Source organism: Rhodococcus sp. SJ-3, assembly GCF_051918125.1.
In the GTDB taxonomy this organism is placed as follows: Bacteria; Actinomycetota; Actinomycetes; order Mycobacteriales; family Mycobacteriaceae; genus Rhodococcus.
The window spans coordinates 1055858-1078350 of record NZ_CM123306.1 but is presented as its reverse complement, the minus strand read 5'-3'; the positions used below and the strand labels follow the sequence as shown (position 1 = coordinate 1078350).

The window sequence follows — 22493 nt, the reverse complement described above, 5'->3', positions numbered from 1 at the left end:
GAGACGATAACCGACTTCGAGTTGGCCGTCCGTTCAAGTGGTGAGCTTCCGTAACCATAGATACACTTTGTGCGGTTGATCGTGGCAATGGTGTTGGGAGGCACTGTTCGCGATCTGTCGGGGCGGATGCAACAAAGCTGTCGAGCCTCGAGTACGTGTTTTGTCGGGTGAGGCGAGGGAGCGTGGTGCAAATACTTCCGCTGTCCCCAAGTCAGCGGGGTCTGTGGTACGCGCAGGCGTTGAACCCGGACGTACCCTTCATTACTGCCCAGTACTTGGAGTTTCGGGGCAGTCTCGATCACGGCCTTGTGGCGAAGGCGATGCTCCAGGCCGCGCGCGACGTGGAATCGGGATTTCTTTTTCTCGCCGAGCGTGCGGGTATTCCTGAGCAATTCGTGGACGCCGACTATGACGACGATGTCCCATATGTCGATTTCCGCAGTTTCGATGATCCCGAAGCGGCCGCGCACCGCTGGATGACGACGCGCTTCTCGAAGCCGCTCGATCCGCTTCGCGACCGTCTGATTGCCAGCTCGCTGCTGCAAGTCGAAGACGAACGGTATTTCCTGTCGAGCTATGTCCACCACATTGCGCTCGATGGTCACGGTGCGATGATTCTGCTGAGTCGAGCCGCGGATCTGTATTCCGCGTGGCTCGCCGGCGAGGAAACCCCGCCGGTCACCTCGTTGCAGATCGAGAAGATCATCGAATTCGAGTCCGCCTACATCGGATCGAAACGGCAGGCCGGCGACCGCGAGCACTGGGCCGACCGCCTCGCGGACCTGCCCGAACCGCTTTCTCTGATCGACGACGTTGCGCCACCCACGGTGCCTGCCCGCCGGTCTGCGACTGCAGTTTCTTCGGAGCTTGCGGAGGCGATCACCACACGGGCGCAGGAAGTGAACGCCACCGACGTTCCGATTGTGCTTGCCGCGTTCGCCGCATTCTTGGCACGCACTCGGAGCACCACCGATGTGGTGTTGTCGCTTCCGGTATCGGCGCGCACCACCGCTGCATTGCGCCGCTCGGCGGGCGTGGTGTCGAACGTCGTGCCCCTTCGGGTGCGCCTCGACCTGGCCGCCCCGGTGACAGCGCTGATCCGAGACATCCAGGTGGAGCTCAACGGAGCTCTACGCCACCAGCGATATTCGTACGCCGACATGCTCGCCGACCTCCGCGCGCTCGGCCGCGAACACACCGAGACGCGCAACGCTTTCGGGCCCGTCGTCAACGTCATGAATTTCCACCAGTCGATCGTCTACGGCGACGTGCCTGCCGACTATCACGTGCAATCGACCGGACCGGTCGACGACCTGTCGGTGAACGTGTATGCGGGAATCCCGGGTCGCTCTCTTCGCGTCGATTTCGAGGCGAACCCCAACCTGTACTCGCAGGATTACCTTGATTTCCTGCACCGCAGATTCCTCGATTTCCTGGCGCATTTCGTCAGTGATCCGTCGGCTCCCGTGGGCGACCTACCGTTCGCCACCGCCGATGAACTCGATGGGCTCACCCCGGCGCGTGGCAGAAAAGCACCCGCACCGGCGCTGCTGCCCGACCTGCTGACCGCACACGCCCAGACCTATCGGGTGGCTGTGCGCGACGGCAGCGAAATGCTCACCTACCGGGAGCTCGACGCGCGGTCCGACGAACTGGCCCACCGCCTCGTCGCCGCGGGCGCAGGCCCCGAAGACCGGGTCGCGGTGCTGCTCCCACGCTCCATCGACTCGGTGATCGCGCTGTGGGCCGTCGCGAAGACCGGCGCCGCGTACACCCCGATCGACCCGGAACTTCCCGCGATTCGCCTCGCGGAACTCTTCGCCGACATTCAGGTGGCCGTCGCGGGGGAGCACCCGCATCTGCCAGCGCACATCACCCGCATCATGCCTGGTCGCGAGCACGATGCGACGGTGGCGTTCACCGACGGCGACCGGCTGCGCCCCCTGCACCTCGACAACCCCGCGTGGGTCATCCACACCTCCGGTTCCACTGGCACACCCAAGGCCGTCGCCGTCGGGCACCGCGGCATCGCCGCGCTCGTGACCACTCTGCGCGACCGCTACCGCGCCGACGCCGGCTCGCGTGTGCTGCACCTCGCCGCACCCAGCTTCGACGCATCGCTGCAGGAGCTACTGCTGGCCTTCGACGCGGGCGCGACCGTGGTGGTTTGCCCGCCCGATGCCGTCGGCGGTCCCGCTCTCGCGACACTGCTGCGCACCGAACGCGTCACCCACGTCATCACCGCGCCCGCGGTCCTGTCCGTCACCCCGGAGCACGGGTTGCCCGATCTGACGATGCTCGACGCCGGTGGTGAATCGGTGCCGCAGGCCGTGGCCGACCGCTGGTCGCCCGGGCGCACCATGCTCAACGCCTACGGGCCGACCGAAACCACCGTCCTCGCAACGCTGAGCGCGCCGCTCGAGCCCGGCTCGGGTGTCCCCATCGGGCGACCCATCGACGGCATGACCGCCGTGGTCCTCGACTCTCGCCTGCACCCCGTCCCCGTCGGTGTGTCCGGCGAGCTGTATCTCGGGGGAGATGCCGTGGCCCGTGGCTACCTCGGTGCACCCGCACTCACCGCCGAACGTTTCGTGGCATCCCCGTTCGGTGGTCGGATGTATCGCACGGGCGACGTGGTGCGCTGGCATTCCAATGGTCAGCTCGTCTTCCTCGGTCGCGCCGATCAGCAGGTGAAGATCCGCGGCCGCCGCATCGAGCTCGGCGAAATCGAAACGGCACTCACCTCGTTCGACGCCGTGCGCGCCGCCACCGTGGTGGTGCGCGGTGAGCATCTTGCGGCCTATGTGGTGGGGGACGTCGATACGCCCGCCGTCGCAGACGGCACCTTCGTCACAGACCTCACCATCCACCTCGCCGAACAGCTCCCCGGTTACCTGCGGCCCACGTCGATCACTGTGCTCGACGCTTTGCCGCTCACCCCGGGCGGCAAGATCGACCATCGCGAATTGCCGGAACCCGCGGCCGTTTCCGCAGGTTCGAAACCGCTGAACGGCCCCACCGAAACCCTCGTCGCGGGCCTGTTCTCCGATCTCACCGGCGCCGACACCGTGGGCGGCGACGCCGACTTCTTCGAACTCGGCGGCCATTCGCTCGGGGCCGCGCAGCTCGCCGCGCGCCTCGGCGCTGCGCTCGGCCGCGACGTGCAGCTCCGCGATGTATTCGAGCATCCCACCGTCGCTCGCCTCGCCGTTGCAGCCGAAGCCCGTCCGCTCTCGGCCTCGACGCCTGTCGCGCTGGCCGATACCGGACCGGCGCCGCTCGCCCCGGCCCAGCAGCGACTGCTGCTTCTCGCCCGCGCACACCGCGACCCGGCGGCTTACCATCTGCCTTTCGCCTTGTACCTGGACGGCAGCCTCGACGTGCAGGCGCTGCGGGCCGCGATCTCGGATGTGCTCGGCCGCCACGACATTCTCCGCACTGTCTTCACAGTCACTTCCGACGGGCCGGTGCAGGAGGCACTGCACCTCGACCGCGCGATGCCAGCGCTCGACTTCTCGCTCGAAGACGCCGAAGGGGATGCCGTCGAGTCGCTGATCGCGGCGTGGGCGGCAGCGCCGTTCGACCTCGCTGTGGACATCCCGTTCCGCGTCCGGCTGCTGCGGGTCGGCGAGAACCGGCATGTGCTCGCGGTGGTCGCGCACCACATCGCGCTCGACGGCGCGTCGTTCGTGCCGCTCACCATCGACGTCGCCGCCGCGTACGCCGCGCGCGCAGGAGGGAACGCACCCGCGTGGGAGCCGCTGCCGTTGCAGTACCGCGACTATGCGCGCTGGCACCGCGACCGCCTCGGCGACCCCGCCGATTCTGCGAGCCTCGCGGGCCGCGAACTCGCCTACTGGAACGCGGCTCTCGACGGACTCGACTCCGCAACGCCGCTGCCCACCGACCGGCCCAGGGGCGGTGGGTTCGGCCCGGCCTCCACGGTGGAGTTCACGGTGCCCGCGGAACAGGTCGACGCACTGCGCGCGATCGCCGCTGCCCACGACGCCACCGTCTTCATGGCCGTGCACGCCGCGGTCGCGGTGTGGTTGTCGGTGTGGACTTCGGGCCGCGACATCGCGATCGGCACGGGCACCGCCGGCCGCGACTACCCCGACCTCGACGCCCTTGTCGGCATGTTCGTCGGCACCGTCGCCCTGCGTCTCGACGTCGATCCCACCGCGCCGTTCACGTCGCTGCTCACCGCAGCCAGGAGCGCCGACCTCGACGCGTTCGCGCACGCCACCGTGCCGTTCGAGCAGGTCGTCGACGCACTCGGTTTCAGCCCGTTCAGTGTGATGCTCGCCTACGACAACGTCGACGTCCCCGATCTCGAACTTCCGGGCCTTACGGTGCGGCCGCAGGAAATCGGCTCGGCGCAAGCACGGTTCGACCTCGAGATCTCGATACGCGCCATGCGCGATGGGTCTTTGACGGGCCGGCTCGTCTACGACACGGAACTGTTCGACCACGCCACCATCGCCACGTGGTCGCAGCGACTGGGTGTGGTGCTCGAACATGTGGCGCAGCACCCTACCGCGCCGGTGAGCGACGTCGACCTCGGTGCTGTGCCGGTGACGGTGGCCGAACCCGGACCCGAAGCGACCTTCGCCGAGATCATCGAACGGTCTGCGGCGCGGGTGCTCGAGCCGGGTGGCGAGCCGCTCCATATCGCGACTGCCGCGCGTCCGCTCGCGTGGTCGCTGATCGGCAGGGGAGTGGGAGCCGAAGACCGTGTGGCGGTGATGTTGCCGCGCGGGGCGTCGTCGGTGATCGCGGCCGCCGCGGTGGCACTGACCGGGGCGGCGTTCGTGCCCGTCGATCCCGGTCAGCCCGCCGCGCGCATCACTGCGCTGCTCACCGACTCCGGCGTCGAATTCGCCGTGGCGGGCCCCGATGTGCCCGTCCCGGCCGGTGTGGAGATCGTGCCGTTCACTTTCGACGGCAACACCCGCGAGATCACCGACCCCGACCGCGTGCGCCCGGTGCATCTCGACAATCTCGCCTATCTCGTTTACACCTCGGGTTCGACGGGTAAGCCGAAGGGCGTGGCGGTTTCGCAGCGCGGGCTCGGGCCGCTCGCACACTCCTTCATCGAGCGTTTCGCGCTGCACGACGGCGCCCGCGTATTGCATTTCGCGAACCCGGCTTTCGACGGCGCCGTCCTCGAACAGGTGATGGCCCTGACCGCGGGCGGAACGCTCGTGGTGGCGCCGCCCGATATGTTCGGCGGCGACGAATTGCTCGAACTACTTCGACGTGAACGCATCACGCACTGGTTCACCACACCGTCGGTGCCCACCCAGCTGGATGCGGCAGGTCTCGACGACCTGGAAGTCCTCGCGGTGGGCGGCGAAATGTGGCCTGCGGACACAGCGGCGCGGTGGTCACCCGGCCGCATCATGCTGAATGTGTACGGGCCCACCGAGACCACGGTGATCGCCACGTCCAGCACCCCGCTGCGGCCCGGCGACAAGCTCACCATCGGCACCGGCCTCGTCGGGGTCACCGCGGCGGTGCTCGATCACCGACTGCAGCCGGTGCCCGACGGCGTGACCGGCGAGCTCTACCTCATGGGGCAGGGCGTGGCGCGCGGCTACCTCGACGCGCCCGCTCTCACCGCCGAGCGTTTCGTCGCCGACCCTTTCGGTGGTGGACGCATGTACCGCACGGGCGACCTCGTCCGCTGGACTCGCGACCACGCCCTCGAATTCGTGGGACGCGCCGACCACCAGGTCAAGATCCGCGGGTTCCGCATCGAACTCGGCGAGATCGACACCGTGCTGCACAATCAGCCGGGCGTGCGCACCGCCGTCACCCTCGTCCGCGATGGCGCGCTCGCCGCTTACGTCCACAGCCCCGACACCGAACTCGACGGCCGCGAGATCCGCGATCGGCTTGCCGCGCGCCTGCCGCGTCACATGGTGCCTGCCACCGTCACCGTGCTCGACGCGGTGCCGCTGACCAGCACCGGGAAGATCGACCGTGCTGCACTGCCCGAACCGGCCGGTGAATCCACCGTCCACGGGTTCCGGAGCGTCACCGAAGAACTCGTCGCCGGGATCGTCGCCGATGTGCTGGGTGCTCCTGCTGTGTCGGGCGACGATGATTTCTTCGCGATCGGCGGCAACTCGCTGCTCGCTACCACCCTCGCAGCCAGGCTGGGTGAGGTCGCCGGCCGGCGCATGGGTGTGCGCGACGTGTTCGAGAACCCGACGGTGGCCGATCTCGCGCGCGTGGTGGGATCGTCCGTCGCGGTAGCGGGTATCCCGCTCATCGGTAGCGACGAACCCGGGATCGACGACACCGCCGACGCGCCGCTCGCTCCCGCGCAACAGCGGATGTGGCTCGTCAACCGGTTCGACGTTGCTGCCGAGACGGACGGCGGCGACCACATCGCGTTCGCTGTGGACCTCCCGTCCGACACCGACCTCGACGCCCTGCGCGGCGCGCTGTCGGATGTCATCGCCCGGCACGAGACGCTGCGCACCATCTATCCCGACAGTGGCGACGGCCCGCGCCAGCACCTGCTCGACGCCGTGGAACTCGACCTCGAGCCGCTGGATGCACCCGACCTCGACGATCGGATGGCCGAGTTCGCGCGGACACGTTACGACCTCACCTCCGACGCGCCGATCCGCGCGAGGCTCTACCGCACCGGCGACGGGTTCACGCTCGCTGTGGTGCTTCATCACATCGCAGCCGACGGTCTGTCGCTGCTCCCGCTCGGTCGTGATGCCGCCGTCGCCTACCTCGCCCGCCGCGACGGCCGCACACCGGACTTCGCCCGGACCGATGCCACCGGACGCTCGGCCACCTACCGCAACTACGCGCGCTGGCATGCCGCCGTGCTCGGCGACGAGAACGACCCTGCGAGCCTCGCCGCGACGCAGCTGGCGCACTGGAGGCGGACGCTCGCAGGCGCTCCGCCGCTGCTCGAACTTCCCGCCGACCGCCCGCGTAGCAATGTCACTACCGGCACGGCAGGGCAGGTCGGTTTCACCGTGCCCGCCGAATTGCACGCGGCGATCGACAAACTCGCCCGCGCCAACGACGTCACGCCCTTCATGGTGGTGCACGCCGCATTCGCGACGCTGTTGTCGTCGCTCGCCGCCACCGACGACATCGTCATCGGCGCGCCGGTCTCGGGACGTACCGATGCCGCGCTCGACGACATGGTGGGCATGTTCGTCGGCACGGTTCCGCTGCGCCTGTCGGTGCGGCCGTGGGAGAGCTTCACCGACCTGCTCGCCGACGCACGCCGCGCCGATCTCGATGCGTTCGCTCACGCCGACGTGCCGTTCGACCGCATCGTCGCCGGGGTGGACGCGAGTGCGAGCGGGCATCACCCGGTGTTCCAGGTGATCCTCGCTTACGAGAGCTTCGGCATCGACACCTTCACGGTGCCCGGTGCGACGGTGCGCGAGTTGCCGTCGGGCACTGCGCGGGTGGACCTCGAACTGAACCTTCGCGATCACCGCACCGACGCGGGCACGCCTGCGGGTCTCACCGGAACCTTCAGTTTTCCTGCGGAAATGTTCGACATGGACACCGTGGTTGAGTGGCGCAAATGGTTTGTGGGTATCCTCGACTCGGTTACCGCAGACCCGGCTCTGCCCGTCGGCGGTATTCCACTGCGTGGCGCCGACCACACCCCCGTCGGCGTCACGCTTCCCCCGGTGGCCGCTTCGCCCATCGATCTGCTCGCTGCCCGCGTCGCCGACGATGCCGAGGCCGTCGCGCTCTCTGCCGACGGGCAGTCCCTGAGCTACGGGCAACTGTGGTCGCGTTCGGGTGGGCTCGCCGCGATCCTGCGTGAGCGGGGTATCGGCACCGACGATGTGGTGGCCGTGGCGTTGCCGCGTTCGCTCGATCTCGTCGTCACGCTCCTCGCCGTCGCCCGGGCCGGGGCAACCTACCTGCCCGTCGACATCACTCACCCCGCGGCGCGTCTGCAGGCTCTCTTCGAGGATGCGTCGCCTTCGGTTGTGCTCGCGCAGAGCGGTTTCGACTCACCTGTGCCCGCATTGCACATCGACGACCCCGTGATCGCCGCCCGCATCGACGACGGCGCCGATTTCGACTCGGCCATCCACACCGACAGCGGTGCCTACCTGATCTACACGTCCGGTTCGACGGGCACCCCGAAGGGCGTGCTCGTCACCCATCGCAACCTCGCGACGCTGCTCGCCGCTACCACGTTCGATCTCGGTTGCGTCCCAGGCGATGTGTGGACGATGTTCCACTCGCCTGCCTTCGACTTCTCGGTGTGGGAGATGTGGGGAGCGCTCACCACGGGCGCGCGCCTCGTCGTGATCGATCACCACACCGTCCGCGATCCCTCCGCCTTCGCCGACCTCCTCGGCCGCGAGCGCGTCACGGTCCTGAGTCAGACCCCGCGCGCCTTCTACCAACTCGCAGACCTCGGCGCGGCCCTGCCCGGCCTGCGCCTCGTGATCTTCGGTGGTGAAGCACTCGATCCGGCGCGGGTGATGCCGTGGGCGCGGCGGCACCCGCACGTGCACGTGGTCAACATGTTCGGTATCACCGAGACCACCGTGCACGTCACCGCGGGGGAAGCCACGGCAACGGGAATCGGCAGCCCCCTCGCGGGGATGGGCGTCGACGTCCTCGACGTGTCGCTGCGGCGGGCGCTGCCCGGCGCGATCGGCGAAATGTATGTTGCCGGAGACCAGCTGGCCCGCGGCTACCGCGGCAGGCCCGGGCTCACTGCCACCCGGTTCGTCGCCGCCCCCGGTGGCGCCCGCCGCTACCGCACCGGTGATCTCGCCCGCCGCGACCGCGCAGGCGGGTTGCGTTACCTCGGTCGCGCCGACCACCAGATCGAACTGCGCGGCTACCGCATCGAACCCGGCGAGATCGAGGCGGCACTGCTCGCATGCGATGGCGTGTCCGAGGCCGCGGTGCTGCTGCGCGACGACAAGCTCGTCGCCTACCTCGTCGGCGGCGACAGCGCCGCTGTGCTGGACGAACTGCGCCACACTCTGCCCGACTATCTCGTGCCCGCGGCTGCCGTGTCGCTCGGTGCGCTGCCGCGCACCGCCAACGGCAAACTCGACCGCGACGCGCTTCCTTCGCCCGAGGTCGTCAGTGGTGGGGGAGCGGCCCCACACGGTCCTGTCGAAGAACTCGTTGCCGAGGTCGTCATCGATCTTCTCGACGCCGGCAACGCGAAAATCTCTGCGACCGACGACTTCTTCCACCTCGGCGGCAACTCGCTGCTCGCCACCCGCCTCGCCGGTCGACTCACCGACATCACCGATGTCGACGTCACCGTCCGCGACATCTTCGACGCCCGCACCGTCGCGGGGCTCGCCGCGATCGTCGCGGAACGCACCGGCGCCGGACGCTCGCGTCCGCCACTGGTGGCCGGCGAGGGCCCCGCTCCGCTGTCGGCGGCGCAGCAGCGTTTGTGGTTCGTCAACCGGTTCGACCCGGCTTCGCCCGGCTACAACCTTCCGTTCGCAGTGCAGCTCGATGGTGATCTCGACGTCGACGCGCTCGCCGCCGCCCTGAGCGATCTCGTCGAGCGGCACCGCACGCTGCGCACCGTGTACCCCACAGCGACCGAGCAGGTGCTGCTGCCCGCCGAACCCGTCGCCGCCGACCCCATCGCGATTCCCGCCGACGCGCTCGACGACGCCGCAGCCGAATTCGCTGCTGCCGGATTCGATCTCACCGTCGACCGGCCGATCCGCACCCGCCTGTACCGGACGGCCCCCGGGCGGCACGTGCTCGTGGTGGTGCTGCACCACATCGCCGCCGACGGATGGTCGCTCACCCCGCTGCTGCGCGACATCGCCGTCGCCTACGAGGCCCGCTGCGCGGGAACACCGCCGGCGTGGGCGCCGCTGCCCGTGCAGTACAGCGACTACGCGCGACGGCAACGCGCGATCGCCGACGACCAGCTCCCGTTCTGGCTCGCCGAACTGGCCGGACTGCCCGACGAAACGACCCTGCCCGGCGACCGGCCGCGCCCGTCCGAACCCACCGGGCGCGGCGCTGCGCACGTCGTGTCGCTCGATGCCGAACTGGTCGACGGTCTGCACGATCTCGCCCGTACCGGCCACGCGACGCTGTTCATGGTGCTGCACGCCGCGCTCGCGACCCTGCTGCAACGACACGGCGCCGGACGCGACATCCCCATCGGCACCGTCGTCTCGGGTCGCGGTGAGCCGCAACTCGACGACCTCGTCGGCATGTTCGTCGGCACCCACGTGCTGCGCACCGACGTGAATCCCGATGCGACGTTCGCGGAGTTCCTCGAGCAGGTGCGCGGCCGCGATGTCGCCGCCTACATGCATCCCGACGCGCCGTTCGAGATGCTCGTCGAACACCTCAACCCTGTGCGCAGCGCGGCGCGTCACCCGCTGTTCCAGGTGTCGCTGTCGCTGAGCCGCCCCGCGGCCGGACGCGCCGAACTGCCCGGCGTCGAGGTCTCGGTGCTGCCCATCGACACCCGCTACACGCAGCTCGACCTGCAGGTCACCGCAACCCCGACCGAAACCGGGCTCGATCTCGAATTCTTCTACAGCACAGACCTGTACGACGAGGCGACCATCGCCGCTGCCGCAGACCGGTACTCCGCGATCCTGCGGACCGCCGCCGGAGACCCGCATGTCCGCCTCGGCGACATCGACCTCATCGACGGGCAGACCCCCGTCGTGGAGGGACGCTTCGCCGCCTCGACCCGGTCGCTGCGGCAGCGCCTCGCCGCGGGCGCCGACTTCGGCGGCGACAACCTGGCCGTGCGCGACGGCGACCGTGAACTCACCTACCCCGAACTCGTCTTCTACGCCGACGATCTCGCCGCACGCCTGCAGGACGAGGGTGTGCGACCCGGCGATGCGGTGGCGTGCGCATACCCGCGGTCGCTGGAATCGGTGCTCGCCGTGTGGGGCGTCGTCCGGGCCGGGGCCGCCCCGATGCTCGTCGATCCTGCCCAGCCCACCGGGCGCCTCGCCGCGATGCTCGACGGTGTCGCTGTCGGAGTGGGGGAGAGCAACACCCTGCCGACCGCGGTGACGTGGATACCCGTCGACAACGGCACCGACTACGATCCGACCCCGGTGTTCGAGCCTGCGCCCGATTCGCCCGCGTACTACGTGTTCACCTCCGGCACGTCCGGAAACCCCAAGGGTGTCACCATCACCCAGCGCGGTGTGAGTGCCTTCGCCGACGACATCGCCCAGGATCTCGCTGCCACGCCCGGCGACCGGGTACTGCACGTGGCCGCGCCCAGCTTCGATGCGGCGATGCTCGAGATCCTCACCGCCGGGATCGCCGGTGCGACGCTGATCGTGGCGGGCGCCGACAGCTACGGCGGCGCCGCGCTCGGCGACCTCCTCGACCGCGACGCCATCACCCACGCGGTGATGACCCCGTCCACCCTCGCGACCGTGCCGCTCCGCGACCTGCCGCACCTGCGGGTGCTCATGCTCGGCGGCGACCGGCTCACGTCCGCGCTCGTCGACCGCTGGTCGCCGGGACGCACCCTGATCAACAGCTACGGCCCCGCCGAAACCACCATGTTCGTCACCAACTCGCGGCCACTGCATTCGGGCGACGACATCGTGATCGGCAAGCCTGTGCGCGCGACGTCGGTGGTCGTGCTCGACGACCGGCTGCAGCCCGTGCCCGTCGGCGTGATCGGCGAACTGTATGTGGGCGGCGGACGTCTCGCCACCGGCTACCGCGCAGCCCCGGCCCGCACCGCCGAATGGTTCATCGCCGCACCGGACGGCACCCGCCGCTACCGCACCGGCGATCTGGTGCGGTGGCGCCGCGACGGCAGCCTCGAATTCCACGGCCGCAGCGACAGCCAGTTCAAACTGCGCGGGGTGCGCATCGAACCCGGCGAGATCGACGCGGCATTGTCGGCCCTGAGTGCCGTCGATCGTTCTGTCACGTTGCCGCGCAACGGAATCCTCACCTCGTACGTCACACCCGGCGAGGTCGACGTCGACGAGATCCGCGGCGCCCTTCGCAGCGTGCTGCCCGCGCATCTCGTGCCCACGGTGATCGTGCCGCTCGAGGCGATCCCCCTCACCGCGCACGGCAAGCTCGACGTCGCGGCGCTGCCCGCGTTGTCGTCGCCGGAGTCGTCCGAGCCCGTGACCCCCACCGAGATCACGGTGGCGCGGATCCTGAGCGATCTGCTCGAGCGTGACACGGTGGGTCGCGGCGACGACTTCTTCGGCATCGGCGGCAACTCGCTGCTCGCGACCGTCCTCGTCGGTCGTCTGCGCGACGAGACCGGCGTGAGCGTGTCGCTGCGGACGCTGTTCACCCACCCGACCGTCGCCGCGCTCGCCGCGATCATCGACGCCGGTGGTCCCGCACGTGAGGACGGGCCGGTCGCCGTGTCGCCGCGACCCGACCGCATCCCGCTCAGCCGCGCCCAGCGTCGCCTGTGGAGCCTGGGCACCCTCGCACCCGAGGCATACCGCCTGCACAGCACCATCCGGCTGCGCGGCCCGCTCGACGTGTCGGCCCTCGAAGAAGCACTCGACGACGTGACACAACGCCACGAGATCCTGCGCACCGACTACGTCGTCGACGGCGACGGTGTGCAGCAGGTGGTGACCGGACGGGGACGGTGGTCGAGCCGGCTCGAACCCGTCGCGGAGAACCTGCACGTGCTGCACCTCGACGTCGACCACTCGATTGCCGACGGCGCGTCGCTGCGCCCGCTGCTGCGCGACCTCACCGTCGCCTATCTCGCACGGATCGCAGGTAGGGCCCCACAGTGGCCGCCGCTGCCACTGCAGTACGCCGACTACGCACTGTGGGAGCAGAACCGTGGTGTGCCCGCAGCCGATGTCGAGCACTGGCGGCGCGCCCTCGACGGTCTCGTCGTCACCGAACTGCCCTCGGACCACACCGGAGCCGAGAGCATCGCGCAACGCGTCGATTTCGAGATCCCCGCCGACGTGCGCGACCGTGTCGCGGAGCTGGCGCGCGAACACGGTGCCACCGAATTCATGGTGCTGCATGCCGCGCTGTCGGTGCTGCTCGCCCGCCTCGGCGCGCACGACGACATCGCGGTCGCCGCTGTCACGGGCGGACGCCACTGGGCGCAGCTCGAAGACCTCGTCGGCCCGTTCCTCGACACCCTCGTGCTGCGGGCACGCGTCGCAGCCGATATGCCGTTCGCCGGTCTGCTCGCCCAGGTGCGCGACTTCGACGTCGCCGCCTTCGATCACACCGCCATGCCGTTCGAGCAGGTCGTCGCCGACATCCACGGCACCCCGCAGGTGGCGCTGGCGCTGCAGGACTTCGGCACGGAGCCCCTGCAGGTGGGTGAGCTGACCCTCGAAGCGCAGGAAAGCGTCGACGACACACCGAAATTCGATCTGCAGTTCTCGCTGGCTGCGTCACCCAGCGGCTACGCCGGAACCTTGTTGTTCGACGCGTCCCGTTTCGCCGAGCCCACCGCCGCGCGACTCACCGAGCGATTCGTGACGATCCTGGACGCACTCACCGCCGCACCCGATGCCGCCGTGGGAGAAGCCGAGTTCGCCCCGGTAGCCGAGCCTCTCGCCGGTGGTGCTCCTGCACAGGCGCGCACCCTGCCGGAACTGCTGCGCGCCACCGCCGCGGCGCATCCCGACCGCGAGGCGCTGCGCGGCGACGGCACCTCGCTCACCTACCGCGAACTCGACGAACAATCCGACGCCCTCGCAGCCGACCTGCGCGCATCCGGTGCCGGGCCGGGCCGGGTGGTGCACATCGACCTGCCCCGCAGCGCCGACTACATCCGCATGCTGTGGGCCGTCACCAAGACCGGTGCGGCGTTCACGTCGTCCACCGGCATGGAACCCGCCGGCGTGGGGGAGCAGTGCCCGCCCGACGTCGCCTACGTGGTTGCGACGTCCGGTTCCACCGGCACCCCGAAACGTGTCGCGGTGACGCACCGCGGACTCGCTCCGCTCGCCGCCGAAGTCGGGCGACGCTACCGGGTGAATCCCGGAGACCGTGTGCTGCACGGCTATTCACCCGCCTTCGACGCAGCGCTGCTCGAGCTACTGCTCGCACACACCACCGGGGCGACGCTGGTGGTCGCGCCGCCGGACGTGTATGCGGGGCCCGACCTGCACCACCTGCTCGTCGACGAACACATCACCCACTACCTGTCGACGCCCACGGTGCTCGGCACCCTCGACCCCGACGGGCTACCCGACCTGCGCGTGGTCGCGTCGGGCGGCGAATCGCTCGCACCCGCGCTGGCCGCGCGGTGGGCCGCAGGCCGCACGATGCTCGACGCATACGGACCCAGCGAAGCGACGATCGTCTCGACCCTCGTCGAGATCACCGGCGACGCACCGGCAGGCATCGGAAGCCCGGTGCCCGGCACCGTCGCCCACGTCCTCGACGCCCGACTGCAGCCGGTACCCGACGGGGCCGTCGGCGAGCTCTACCTCGCCGGTGAAGGATTGGCCGCAGGCTACCTCGACGCGCCCGCGCTCACAGCCGAGCGCTTCGTCGCAGCACCGGACGGCGCCCGCATGTACCGCACGGGCGACCTCGTGCACCGCACCGGCAACTCACTCGCCTACCGGGGCCGCACCGACCGGCAGCTCAAGGTGCGCGGCGTGCGCATCGAACCCGGCGAACTCGAAACCTCGCTGCTCGCACAGCCCGACGTGCGGCACGCCGCGGTCCTCGCGCTCGGCGGCACGCTGGTGGCATTCGTCGCAGGTCACCAGCTGACCGCGCATGACGTGCACGCGTCGCTGTCGCTGGTGGTGCCGCCGCAGCGCATGCCCGGCCGGGTGCGTGTCGTGGACGCGCTACCGCTGACCGGCAACGGCAAACTCGACCTCGCGGCGCTCGAAGCACTCGATGCCGCGCAACCCTTCGACGACGTCGTGATCGACGATCGCCCGCTCACCGACGCCGAAGATCTCGTCGTCACGGTCGCCGAACACGTTCTCGGCACCCGGCCGTCGGCGCACCGCAGCTTCTTTGCGGCGGGCGGCGACTCGTTGTCTGCCGTCGGGTTCGCCGCGCGCCTGACCGACGCGTTCGGCACGGAAGTGCCCGTGCGCGCGGTGCTGCACGCACCGACACTCGCGGCGCTGGCCCACGGAATCGGGGGCGAGCGGAGCGACGGGGGGTGCCGGGGCGATGACGACACCCGGGCCCCGCTGCAACGGTCCAGCGCTGACGAACCCGCGCCGCTCGCTCCCGCGCAGCGACGACTGTGGCTGCTGAACCGTCTCGAACCCGACACCGCTGCGTATGTCGTGCCGGTCGTCCTCTCGCTCACCGGTGAACTCGACATCGACGCGTTGGCTGCGGCAGTGGGCGACGTGATCGACCGCCACCGGCCCCTGCGCACCGCTCACCTCGACACCGGCCAGATGCTTGTCGATCCCCCTGTGCTCGAACACCTCTCACCCACGGATATCGCCGCTGCGATCGTCGAGACCGTCACGACGCCCTTCGATCTGGTCACCGAGGCGCCGCTGCGGATCCGCCTGCTCGACGTCGAACCCGGCAAGTGGATCCTCGCCGCCGCGGTACACCACATCGCGTTCGACGGCGGCTCGGTCGGCCCGCTCCTCGACGATCTGTCGTGCGCCTACACCGCGCGCCTCGCGGGGGACGCACCCCGATTTGCGGAGCTGCCCGTCACCTACGGCGACTACGCCCGCTGGCAACGTGAGCTGCTCGGCGACCCCACCGACCCGGGCGCGCTCGCCGCACGGCAACTCGACTACTGGGCAACCACTCTCGACGGCGTCCCCGACAGCCCGCTGCCACTACCCGCCGACCGGCCGCGGCCCCCGCGCCCGACGCACCGCGGCGAGCAGACCGTCGTGCGCCTGGATGCCGAGCTTCACCGCCGGTTGCGCGAGACGGCACGCAGCCACGACGTGACGGTGTTCATGCTGGCCCACGCCGTGCTCGCCGCGCTGCTCGCGCGCCGCAGCGGACGCGACGACATCACCGTCGGCACCGTCGTGGCCGGTCGCGGCGACCGCAGGCTCGAGCGTCTCGTCGGCATGTTCGTCGGCACCGTGCCTCTGCGCACCGTCATCGACCCCGCCCAGCCCTTCGACGCCCTGCTGCGCGATGTGCGCTCCGTGGACCTCGGCGGTTTCGCCCATGCCGACGTGCCGTTCGAAGAAGTGGTCGCGAAGGTCGCGCCGACCCGCGAGCGGGCCTACCACCCGTTGTTCCAGGTGCTGCTCACCCACCGCGGCGTGGCCGGCGAGACGCTGCCGCAACTGCCCGGACTGCAGATCACCGAGGCCGAGGCCGGTGCACCGCCCGCGCAGTTCGACCTGGTGCTCGAGATCGTCGAGCGCGGCCATCGCGACGGCATCGACCTGCGCCTCGTGCACGCCGTCGACCTCTTCGACACCGCCACCGCAGAGTCGCTGCTCGCGGACTACGTGTCGCTGCTCGGTGCTGCCGTCGAGCGTCCGGAACTGCCCGTCGGCGACCTCGACGTCCCCGCACCCGCACCGCTGTCGTCACCCGCCGTCGAGATGCGCACCCTCGTCGACCTGCTCGACGCCGCCGCCGCCGAGCAACCCGGCGCGATCGCTGTGCAGGGCGGAGACGTGGTGTGGACGTACTCGGGCATCTCCGCCCGCGCCGACGAGATCGCCGCTGACCTCGCCCGGCGCGGCGTGGGCCCCGGCGATGTCGTCGCGATTTCGTCGCCGCGCGATCAGCATTGGCCGCTCGCGGTGTGGGCGGTCGCCAAGAGCGGTGCCGCGTGGGTCTCGGTGGATCCGGCGCAGCCCGCCGCGCGCGTCGACGCGATCCTGCGCGACTGCGGCGCCGTCTTCGGACTCACCGTCGGCGAGCACGGCCCAGGCAACCTCACCTGGCTCGACCTCACCGCCGACCGCGACGACCTGCTGGTGCCCGCGTCACCGACCGTGCGCGTCGACGACGTCGCCTACGTCATCTACACCTCCGGGACGACGGGCGTCCCGAAGGGCGTCGAAGTGACGCACCGCGGACTGACCGCCCTCGTCGACCTGCAACGCGAACGTCTCGGCGCCGCGCCCGGCGCGCGGGTGCTGCAGGCGGCATCGCACACCTTCGATGCCGCGGTGTTCGAACTGCTCACCGCGCACGCGCACGGAGGCACGCTGGTGACAGCACCCGAGCACACCTTCGCCGGGGAACCGTTGCAGCAGTTGATCGTCGAACAGCGCATCACCCACGCCAACCTCACGCCCACCGTGCTCGCGACCCTGTCGCCGGAAGTGGAACAGCTGACCCTCGTCGCTGCGGGGGAGTCGCTGCCCGCGTCGCTCGCCGGGAAGTGGTCGGGGCACCGGCTGTTCAACGGATACGGTCCCACCGAACTGACGGTCGGCGTGTCGGTGAGTGGACCGCTGCGCGGCGGCGAGAAGCCCGGCATCGGAATCCCGGTCGCGGGTGCGACCGTGCACGTCCTCGATGCGCGGCTGCACCCGGTGCCCGCAGGCGCGGTCGGCGAGCTGTACGTGAGCGGCACCGGACTCGCGCGCGGGTATCGCAACCGAAGTGCCGATACTGCAATGCGTTTCGTGGCCGATCCGTACGGGGCGCCCGGCGGGCGGTTGTATCGCACGGGTGATCTCGTGCGGGTCGTCCGCGGCGAACTGGAACATATGGGCCGGGCCGACGACCAGGTGCAGATCCACGGCATCCGCGTCGAACCCGCAGAGGTCGACGCCGTGCTCCTCGCCGACCCGCAGGTCGACGCCGCCGTCACCGTCCCGATCGCGGGCGCTGCCGCCCTCGCCTCCTACGTGCAGGGCACCGCGACGATCGAAAGCCTGCGACGACGAGTCGCCGCCCACCTCCCACGCCACCTGCGGCCCGCGAGCATCACCCTCGTCGACGCCATGCCGCTCACGTCCTCGGGCAAGATCGACCGCGCAGCGCTGCCGACGCCCGACGCAGCCGCGACCGAGTTCGTGGCACCGGTGGGGCCGGTCGCGCAGACTGTCGCCGCCCTCTTCGCGCGGCACCTCGACGTGCCCGTCGAAAACGTCTCGGCGGACCGCGGATTCTTCGATCTCGGCGGAAGTTCCATCACCGCCGTCGCGCTGGCCGGTGATCTGCGCACCGCACTCGATCGGGACATTCCACTCGAATGGCTCTTCACCGCAACGACAGTCGACGAGCTGGCCCGGCTCATCGAGCGCGGCGGCGACGTACCCGACCCGTTCGCGACGATCGTCGAACTCGCCCCGGGCGACGCCCGGCCGCCGCTGTTCTGCATTCACCCCATCAGTGGGCTCTCGTGGACCTACCGCGGGCTCGGCGACTACCTGGACGGCCGCGCCCTCTACGGGGTGCAGGCCACCGGATCGGGGGACATGGCGCACAGCATTCCGGAATTCGCCGCGCGGTATATCGACGCCATCCGTAAAGTACAGCCCGATGGCCCCTATCACCTGCTCGGATGGTCGGTCGGCGGCACCATCGCTCACGAAATCGCTGTGCAGCTACGAGAAAGCGGCGACCAGGTGGGGGTGCTGGCACTGCTCGACACCCTGACCCCGGAAACCCTTCCGCTCGGCGACACCCCCGAGCCGGACACCGCCGTCGACACCGCGTCGCTGCCCGACGACCTCGCGGGCGACGTGCTCCGCCGGGTCGACGCGGCAGCCGAAGCCATCGAAACCGCCGCGCTGCGCCACACCCCACGTACCTACGAAGGCGACATCGATCTGTTCGTCGCCACCCCCGATCTCGACCGGCACCCAGAGCTCGCTGCGACCTGGCAGCGATACGTGCGCGGTCTCGTCGTCGAACACCCTGTGCCGTACACGCACTCGGAGTTGACCGGTTCGGACGCAGTCCGTTCGATCGGCCCGGCCCTTGCCAGTGCGCTGGCAGACCGTGACGACCGTCCCACCGTGCCCGCTGGGTGCGCAGTAACCGCAACGAGGGAGACGCCCTGATGGAAGTACACGATTACCTGCGAATTCTGCAGGCGAGGTGGAAGATCGTCGCCGTGACGACGGTCGTCGCGGTCCTCGCCGCGCTCGGTGCGTCACTGCTCACCACTCCGCAGTACGAAGCGAAGACGCGGATGTTCGTGTCGACGTCGTCGGGCGGATCCGTGCAGGAGATCTACCAGGGCAACCTGTTCTCACAGCAGCGAGTCGCGTCGTACACCAAGCTGCTGACGGGCACGAACCTCGCCGAGCGCACCATCGACACGCTCGGATTCACCGACATGACACCCAACCAGCTGGCCTCGAAGGTCACGGCGGCGTCGGCACCCGACACCGTTCTGATCGACATGGCCGTGACCGACCCGTCGCCCGAGCGGGCGCGCGACATCGCCAACGCGATGTCCGACGAGTTCGTCACCATGGTCCGGGAACTCGAAACCCCCGAGAACGGTGGCCCTCCCACGGCGCGTGTCGTGGTGGAAACCCACGCCGCGACCCCGGCTGCGCCGGTGACACCCAAGACCATGCGCAACGTCGCGCTCGGCCTGGCCGTCGGTGTGCTGCTCGGCATTGCCCTCGCGGTGCTGCGCGACCGCCTCGACAACACCGTCAAGAACCGCGAAGCCATCGAGGAGATCGCCGGAGCCGGTGTGGTCGGTGTGATCCCGATGGACAAGGCGCGGCAGGAAACGCCTCCCATCTCGTTCGTCGACGCCAACAGCGGCGACGCCGAGGCCTACCGGGAAATGCGCACCAACCTGCAGTTCCTCGAGGTCGATCACCCGCCGCGCTCGATCGTGGTCACCAGTGCCCTGCCCACCGAAGGCAAGACGACCACCGCGATCAACCTTGCGCTGGTGCTCAGCGAGGCCGGGCACACCGTCGCACTGATCGAGGGCGACCTGCGTCGTCCCCGCGTGTCGAAGTATCTCGGAGTGATGGGCGGCGCCGGTCTGTCGACGGTGCTCGCGAACCAGGCCTCGATCGCCGACGTCATGCAGACCACCAAGTACGACGGCCTGTGGGTGCTCGGCGCGGGTGCGTTGCCGCCGAACCCGTCCGAACTGCTGGGCTCCGACCACGCCCGCGATGTGCTCGAAGACCTGCGGTCGCGGTTCGATTACGTCATCATCGACGCGCCGCCGCTGCTGCCCGTCACCGATGCCGCTGTGCTCAGCACCATCACCGACGGCGCTCTGCTCATCGCGCGCCACGGCAAGACCACCAAGGAACAGCTCTCCCGGGCGGTCGGGAACCTGCGTTCGGTGAACGCAACCGTGCTGGGCACGATCCTCAACATGACCCCGGCGAAGGGTCGCGGCGGCTCGTACGAGTACCGGTACTACTACGAGACCGACAAGCCGGCCGACGGCGGCGCGAAGGCGACGCCTGCGGCACCGGTCGCGGCGCAGCGGGTCGTGAATCCGCCCGTTCCCCAGCGTCAGACCGAGCAGTCCCCGCGCCGGGCGGCCCCCCAGCACCAGGAAAGTTCCGATTCGGGTCAGCATGCGACGCCCGACGCGACGCAGGCGATGCCGTACCGCACCAGCAGCGGTGACCATCCGCGCAGCAACGGCCACGGCAACGACTCGTGGCGGGTATCCGAGTTCCCGCAGGCGCCGGCACGTCACGGCGACGAGCAGTATCCGCCGCAGGCGTACTCGGCCGTGCACGGATTCGGACCCAACAACGGTCATGCAGCCGAGCACCAGGCGTCGCGGCCGGTGATCCAAGCACCGCGACGCCCGGTCGACGAATCAGACCCGGATTCGGGCAAGCAGGGGTAGCAACAGATCGGCAATCTCCGAACCGACCGAGACGAACGTCTCCTCGTCCTGGCCCATCGGATCGGTGATGTCTTCCGGCCCGGGCTCAGCATTGTGCTGAGCCCGGGCCGCTGCCAATTCTGCGACGGTGGTGGCGCTGCTCGCCTCCATGAGGCGGGCCGCTTCCTTGAGTGTGAACGTCACGCGCATCATGCGCGGTGCCACCTCGACGACCTTGTTGCGCTGCCGTTCGCTCATGGTGATAACCATGTCGGAATCTTCCGCGAGCGCCGGTGTGATGCGCTGGGCGGTGAAGCCCTCGGGGTCTCCACCGAGTTGCTGCAGCACGAGTGCTGCCGTGGGTTCCATCCCGTACCCGACCATTGCGCGGGTTCCACCGCTGTGCGCGGTGAGATCGGCCCGGCCGGCCTCTGCCGCGTATGCGGAGGTCAGGCGTTCAGCGGTGGGAGAGCGGCAAACGTTTCCGGTGCACACAAAGAAGATCCGCATTGGGCGATCGTAGGGGACGCTGCCGGGCGTGTCGGGTGTGGGACACCGCTGTGTGGTGTTGCAAACATGTTGTATTTCGCGCGAGCTGTATTGCTGCGAAAGAAAGTCCAGGTGAGCGACGAGGTGTGTCCGTTTCGTGACGGGAGTGTTGTCGTTACGTCCGGTAAGGGTGTTTGGCAGGCCCCTCGATTTCGCGCACACTGAGCTCATGTGGTGGTGGATCGCGGTGGGACTGGTGGCGTGGCTGGCAGTGTCGGCCGCTGTCGCGTTCGCTGCGGGGGTGTTCCTGAGGGTGGCCGAGCGAGAAGAAGAGCTCGTCGAATTGCAGCGTGATCAACGCGATCATGCGCGGCCGCCGCTGCTCAACTGACCTTCCCGATTCCTCGAAAAAGGGGACATTTCGGTTCTTCCCGACGCGTGTGCCTCTTCGTCGCGACACGGATCGTTACCTGCGATAACGTGCAGATGAAGCTGTGCCTGACAGAGGTCGGTTTCGCGTGCCGCTCACGACGCGGGCGCACCAGAAAATTTCGGGGAGGAAATTTATGAATTCTGTCGCGAAGAAAGCTGCCCTCACTGCCGCCGGCGCCGCTGCGCTGGCATTCGCCGTCCCGGGTGTCGCATCCGCTGCCGGCCCCAACGTGTCCGCTTCCGCGGACGACACCTCGATCACCGTCGACTTCGATCTGCCCGAAGGCTCGGTGGAACTCGGCGCCACCTGCGTCACCTACGTCCTCGAGCCGGGCACCGTCGATACCGCGACCCCGTCGGGCCGCATCGACAACCAGCCCGCGGGCACCGAGTTCTCGGTGAAGAACACCCAGACGTCCTCGGCCACCTATGTCAAGGACGGCGCACCCGCGCAGACCGGTGCTCGCGCGCTGACGCCGGGCACCTACGAGGTCTACTGGGGTTGCCAGGACGCCGCCGGTGCCACCTACGACAACATCTTCGACGCGTCGGGTCGCCCGTTCGCGAAGGAGCCCATCACGGTGACCGTCGGCGGTGGCGAAGCTGCACCCGCCGAGGCCGCGCCTGCTCCTGCTCCCGAGGCGGCTCCGGCGCAGGCCGGGCCTGTCTCCGACGAGCCGGTGACGACGCCGGAACCGCCCCTCGACGAACTGCCCATCGATCCGATCCAGTGGTTCCTGGACTTCATTCGTGACCTGCTGGCCCCGCAGTCCTCGCAGCCGTGAGCTGAGCTCGTAGTTCCGGCGGTGCCGTCTTCTGCTGGCACCGCCGGGTCGCTACGAGCCGGTTTGGCAGAGCCCGATTC

At 69.5% G+C, this 22493-nt stretch carries 5 protein-coding genes; 4 read left to right on the top strand and 1 reads right to left on the bottom strand.

Features of this window, described 5'->3' with window-relative positions:
- The first annotated feature begins 185 nt into the window (after nt 1-185).
- Nucleotides 186-18944: an amino acid adenylation domain-containing protein gene (locus ACTDXD_RS04710; RefSeq protein ID WP_440127536.1), complete on the top strand. Its 18759-nt coding sequence runs from the start codon at nt 186-188 to the stop codon at nt 18942-18944.
- Nucleotides 18944-20728 carry a polysaccharide biosynthesis tyrosine autokinase gene (locus tag ACTDXD_RS04705; RefSeq protein ID WP_440126017.1) on the top strand — a complete coding sequence of 595 codons (1785 nt, stop codon included), beginning with the start codon at nt 18944-18946 and terminating at the stop codon, nt 20726-20728. Before ACTDXD_RS04710 ends, ACTDXD_RS04705 begins: the two co-directional genes overlap by 1 nt.
- Here the strand turns inward: ACTDXD_RS04705 and ACTDXD_RS04700 are convergent.
- Entirely contained in the window at nt 20699-21217 is a 519-nt protein-coding gene (locus ACTDXD_RS04700; RefSeq protein ID WP_440126016.1) for an arsenate reductase/protein-tyrosine-phosphatase family protein, read from the bottom strand. The genes ACTDXD_RS04705 and ACTDXD_RS04700 overlap by 30 nt on opposite strands.
- A gap of 208 nt (nt 21218-21425) precedes the next feature.
- On the opposite strand from ACTDXD_RS04700, the gene ACTDXD_RS04695 reads away from it, so the two are divergent.
- Both ACTDXD_RS04695 and ACTDXD_RS04690 read left to right on the top strand, forming a co-directional pair.
- Entirely contained in the window at nt 21426-21587 is a 162-nt protein-coding gene (locus ACTDXD_RS04695) for a hypothetical protein (RefSeq protein ID WP_169687123.1), read from the top strand.
- 175 nt (nt 21588-21762) lie between these two features.
- A complete protein-coding gene (locus tag ACTDXD_RS04690; RefSeq protein ID WP_440126015.1) occupies nt 21763-22413 on the top strand; it encodes a hypothetical protein in 651 nt (216 codons plus the stop codon).
- Nucleotides 22414-22493: the final 80 nt, after the last annotated feature.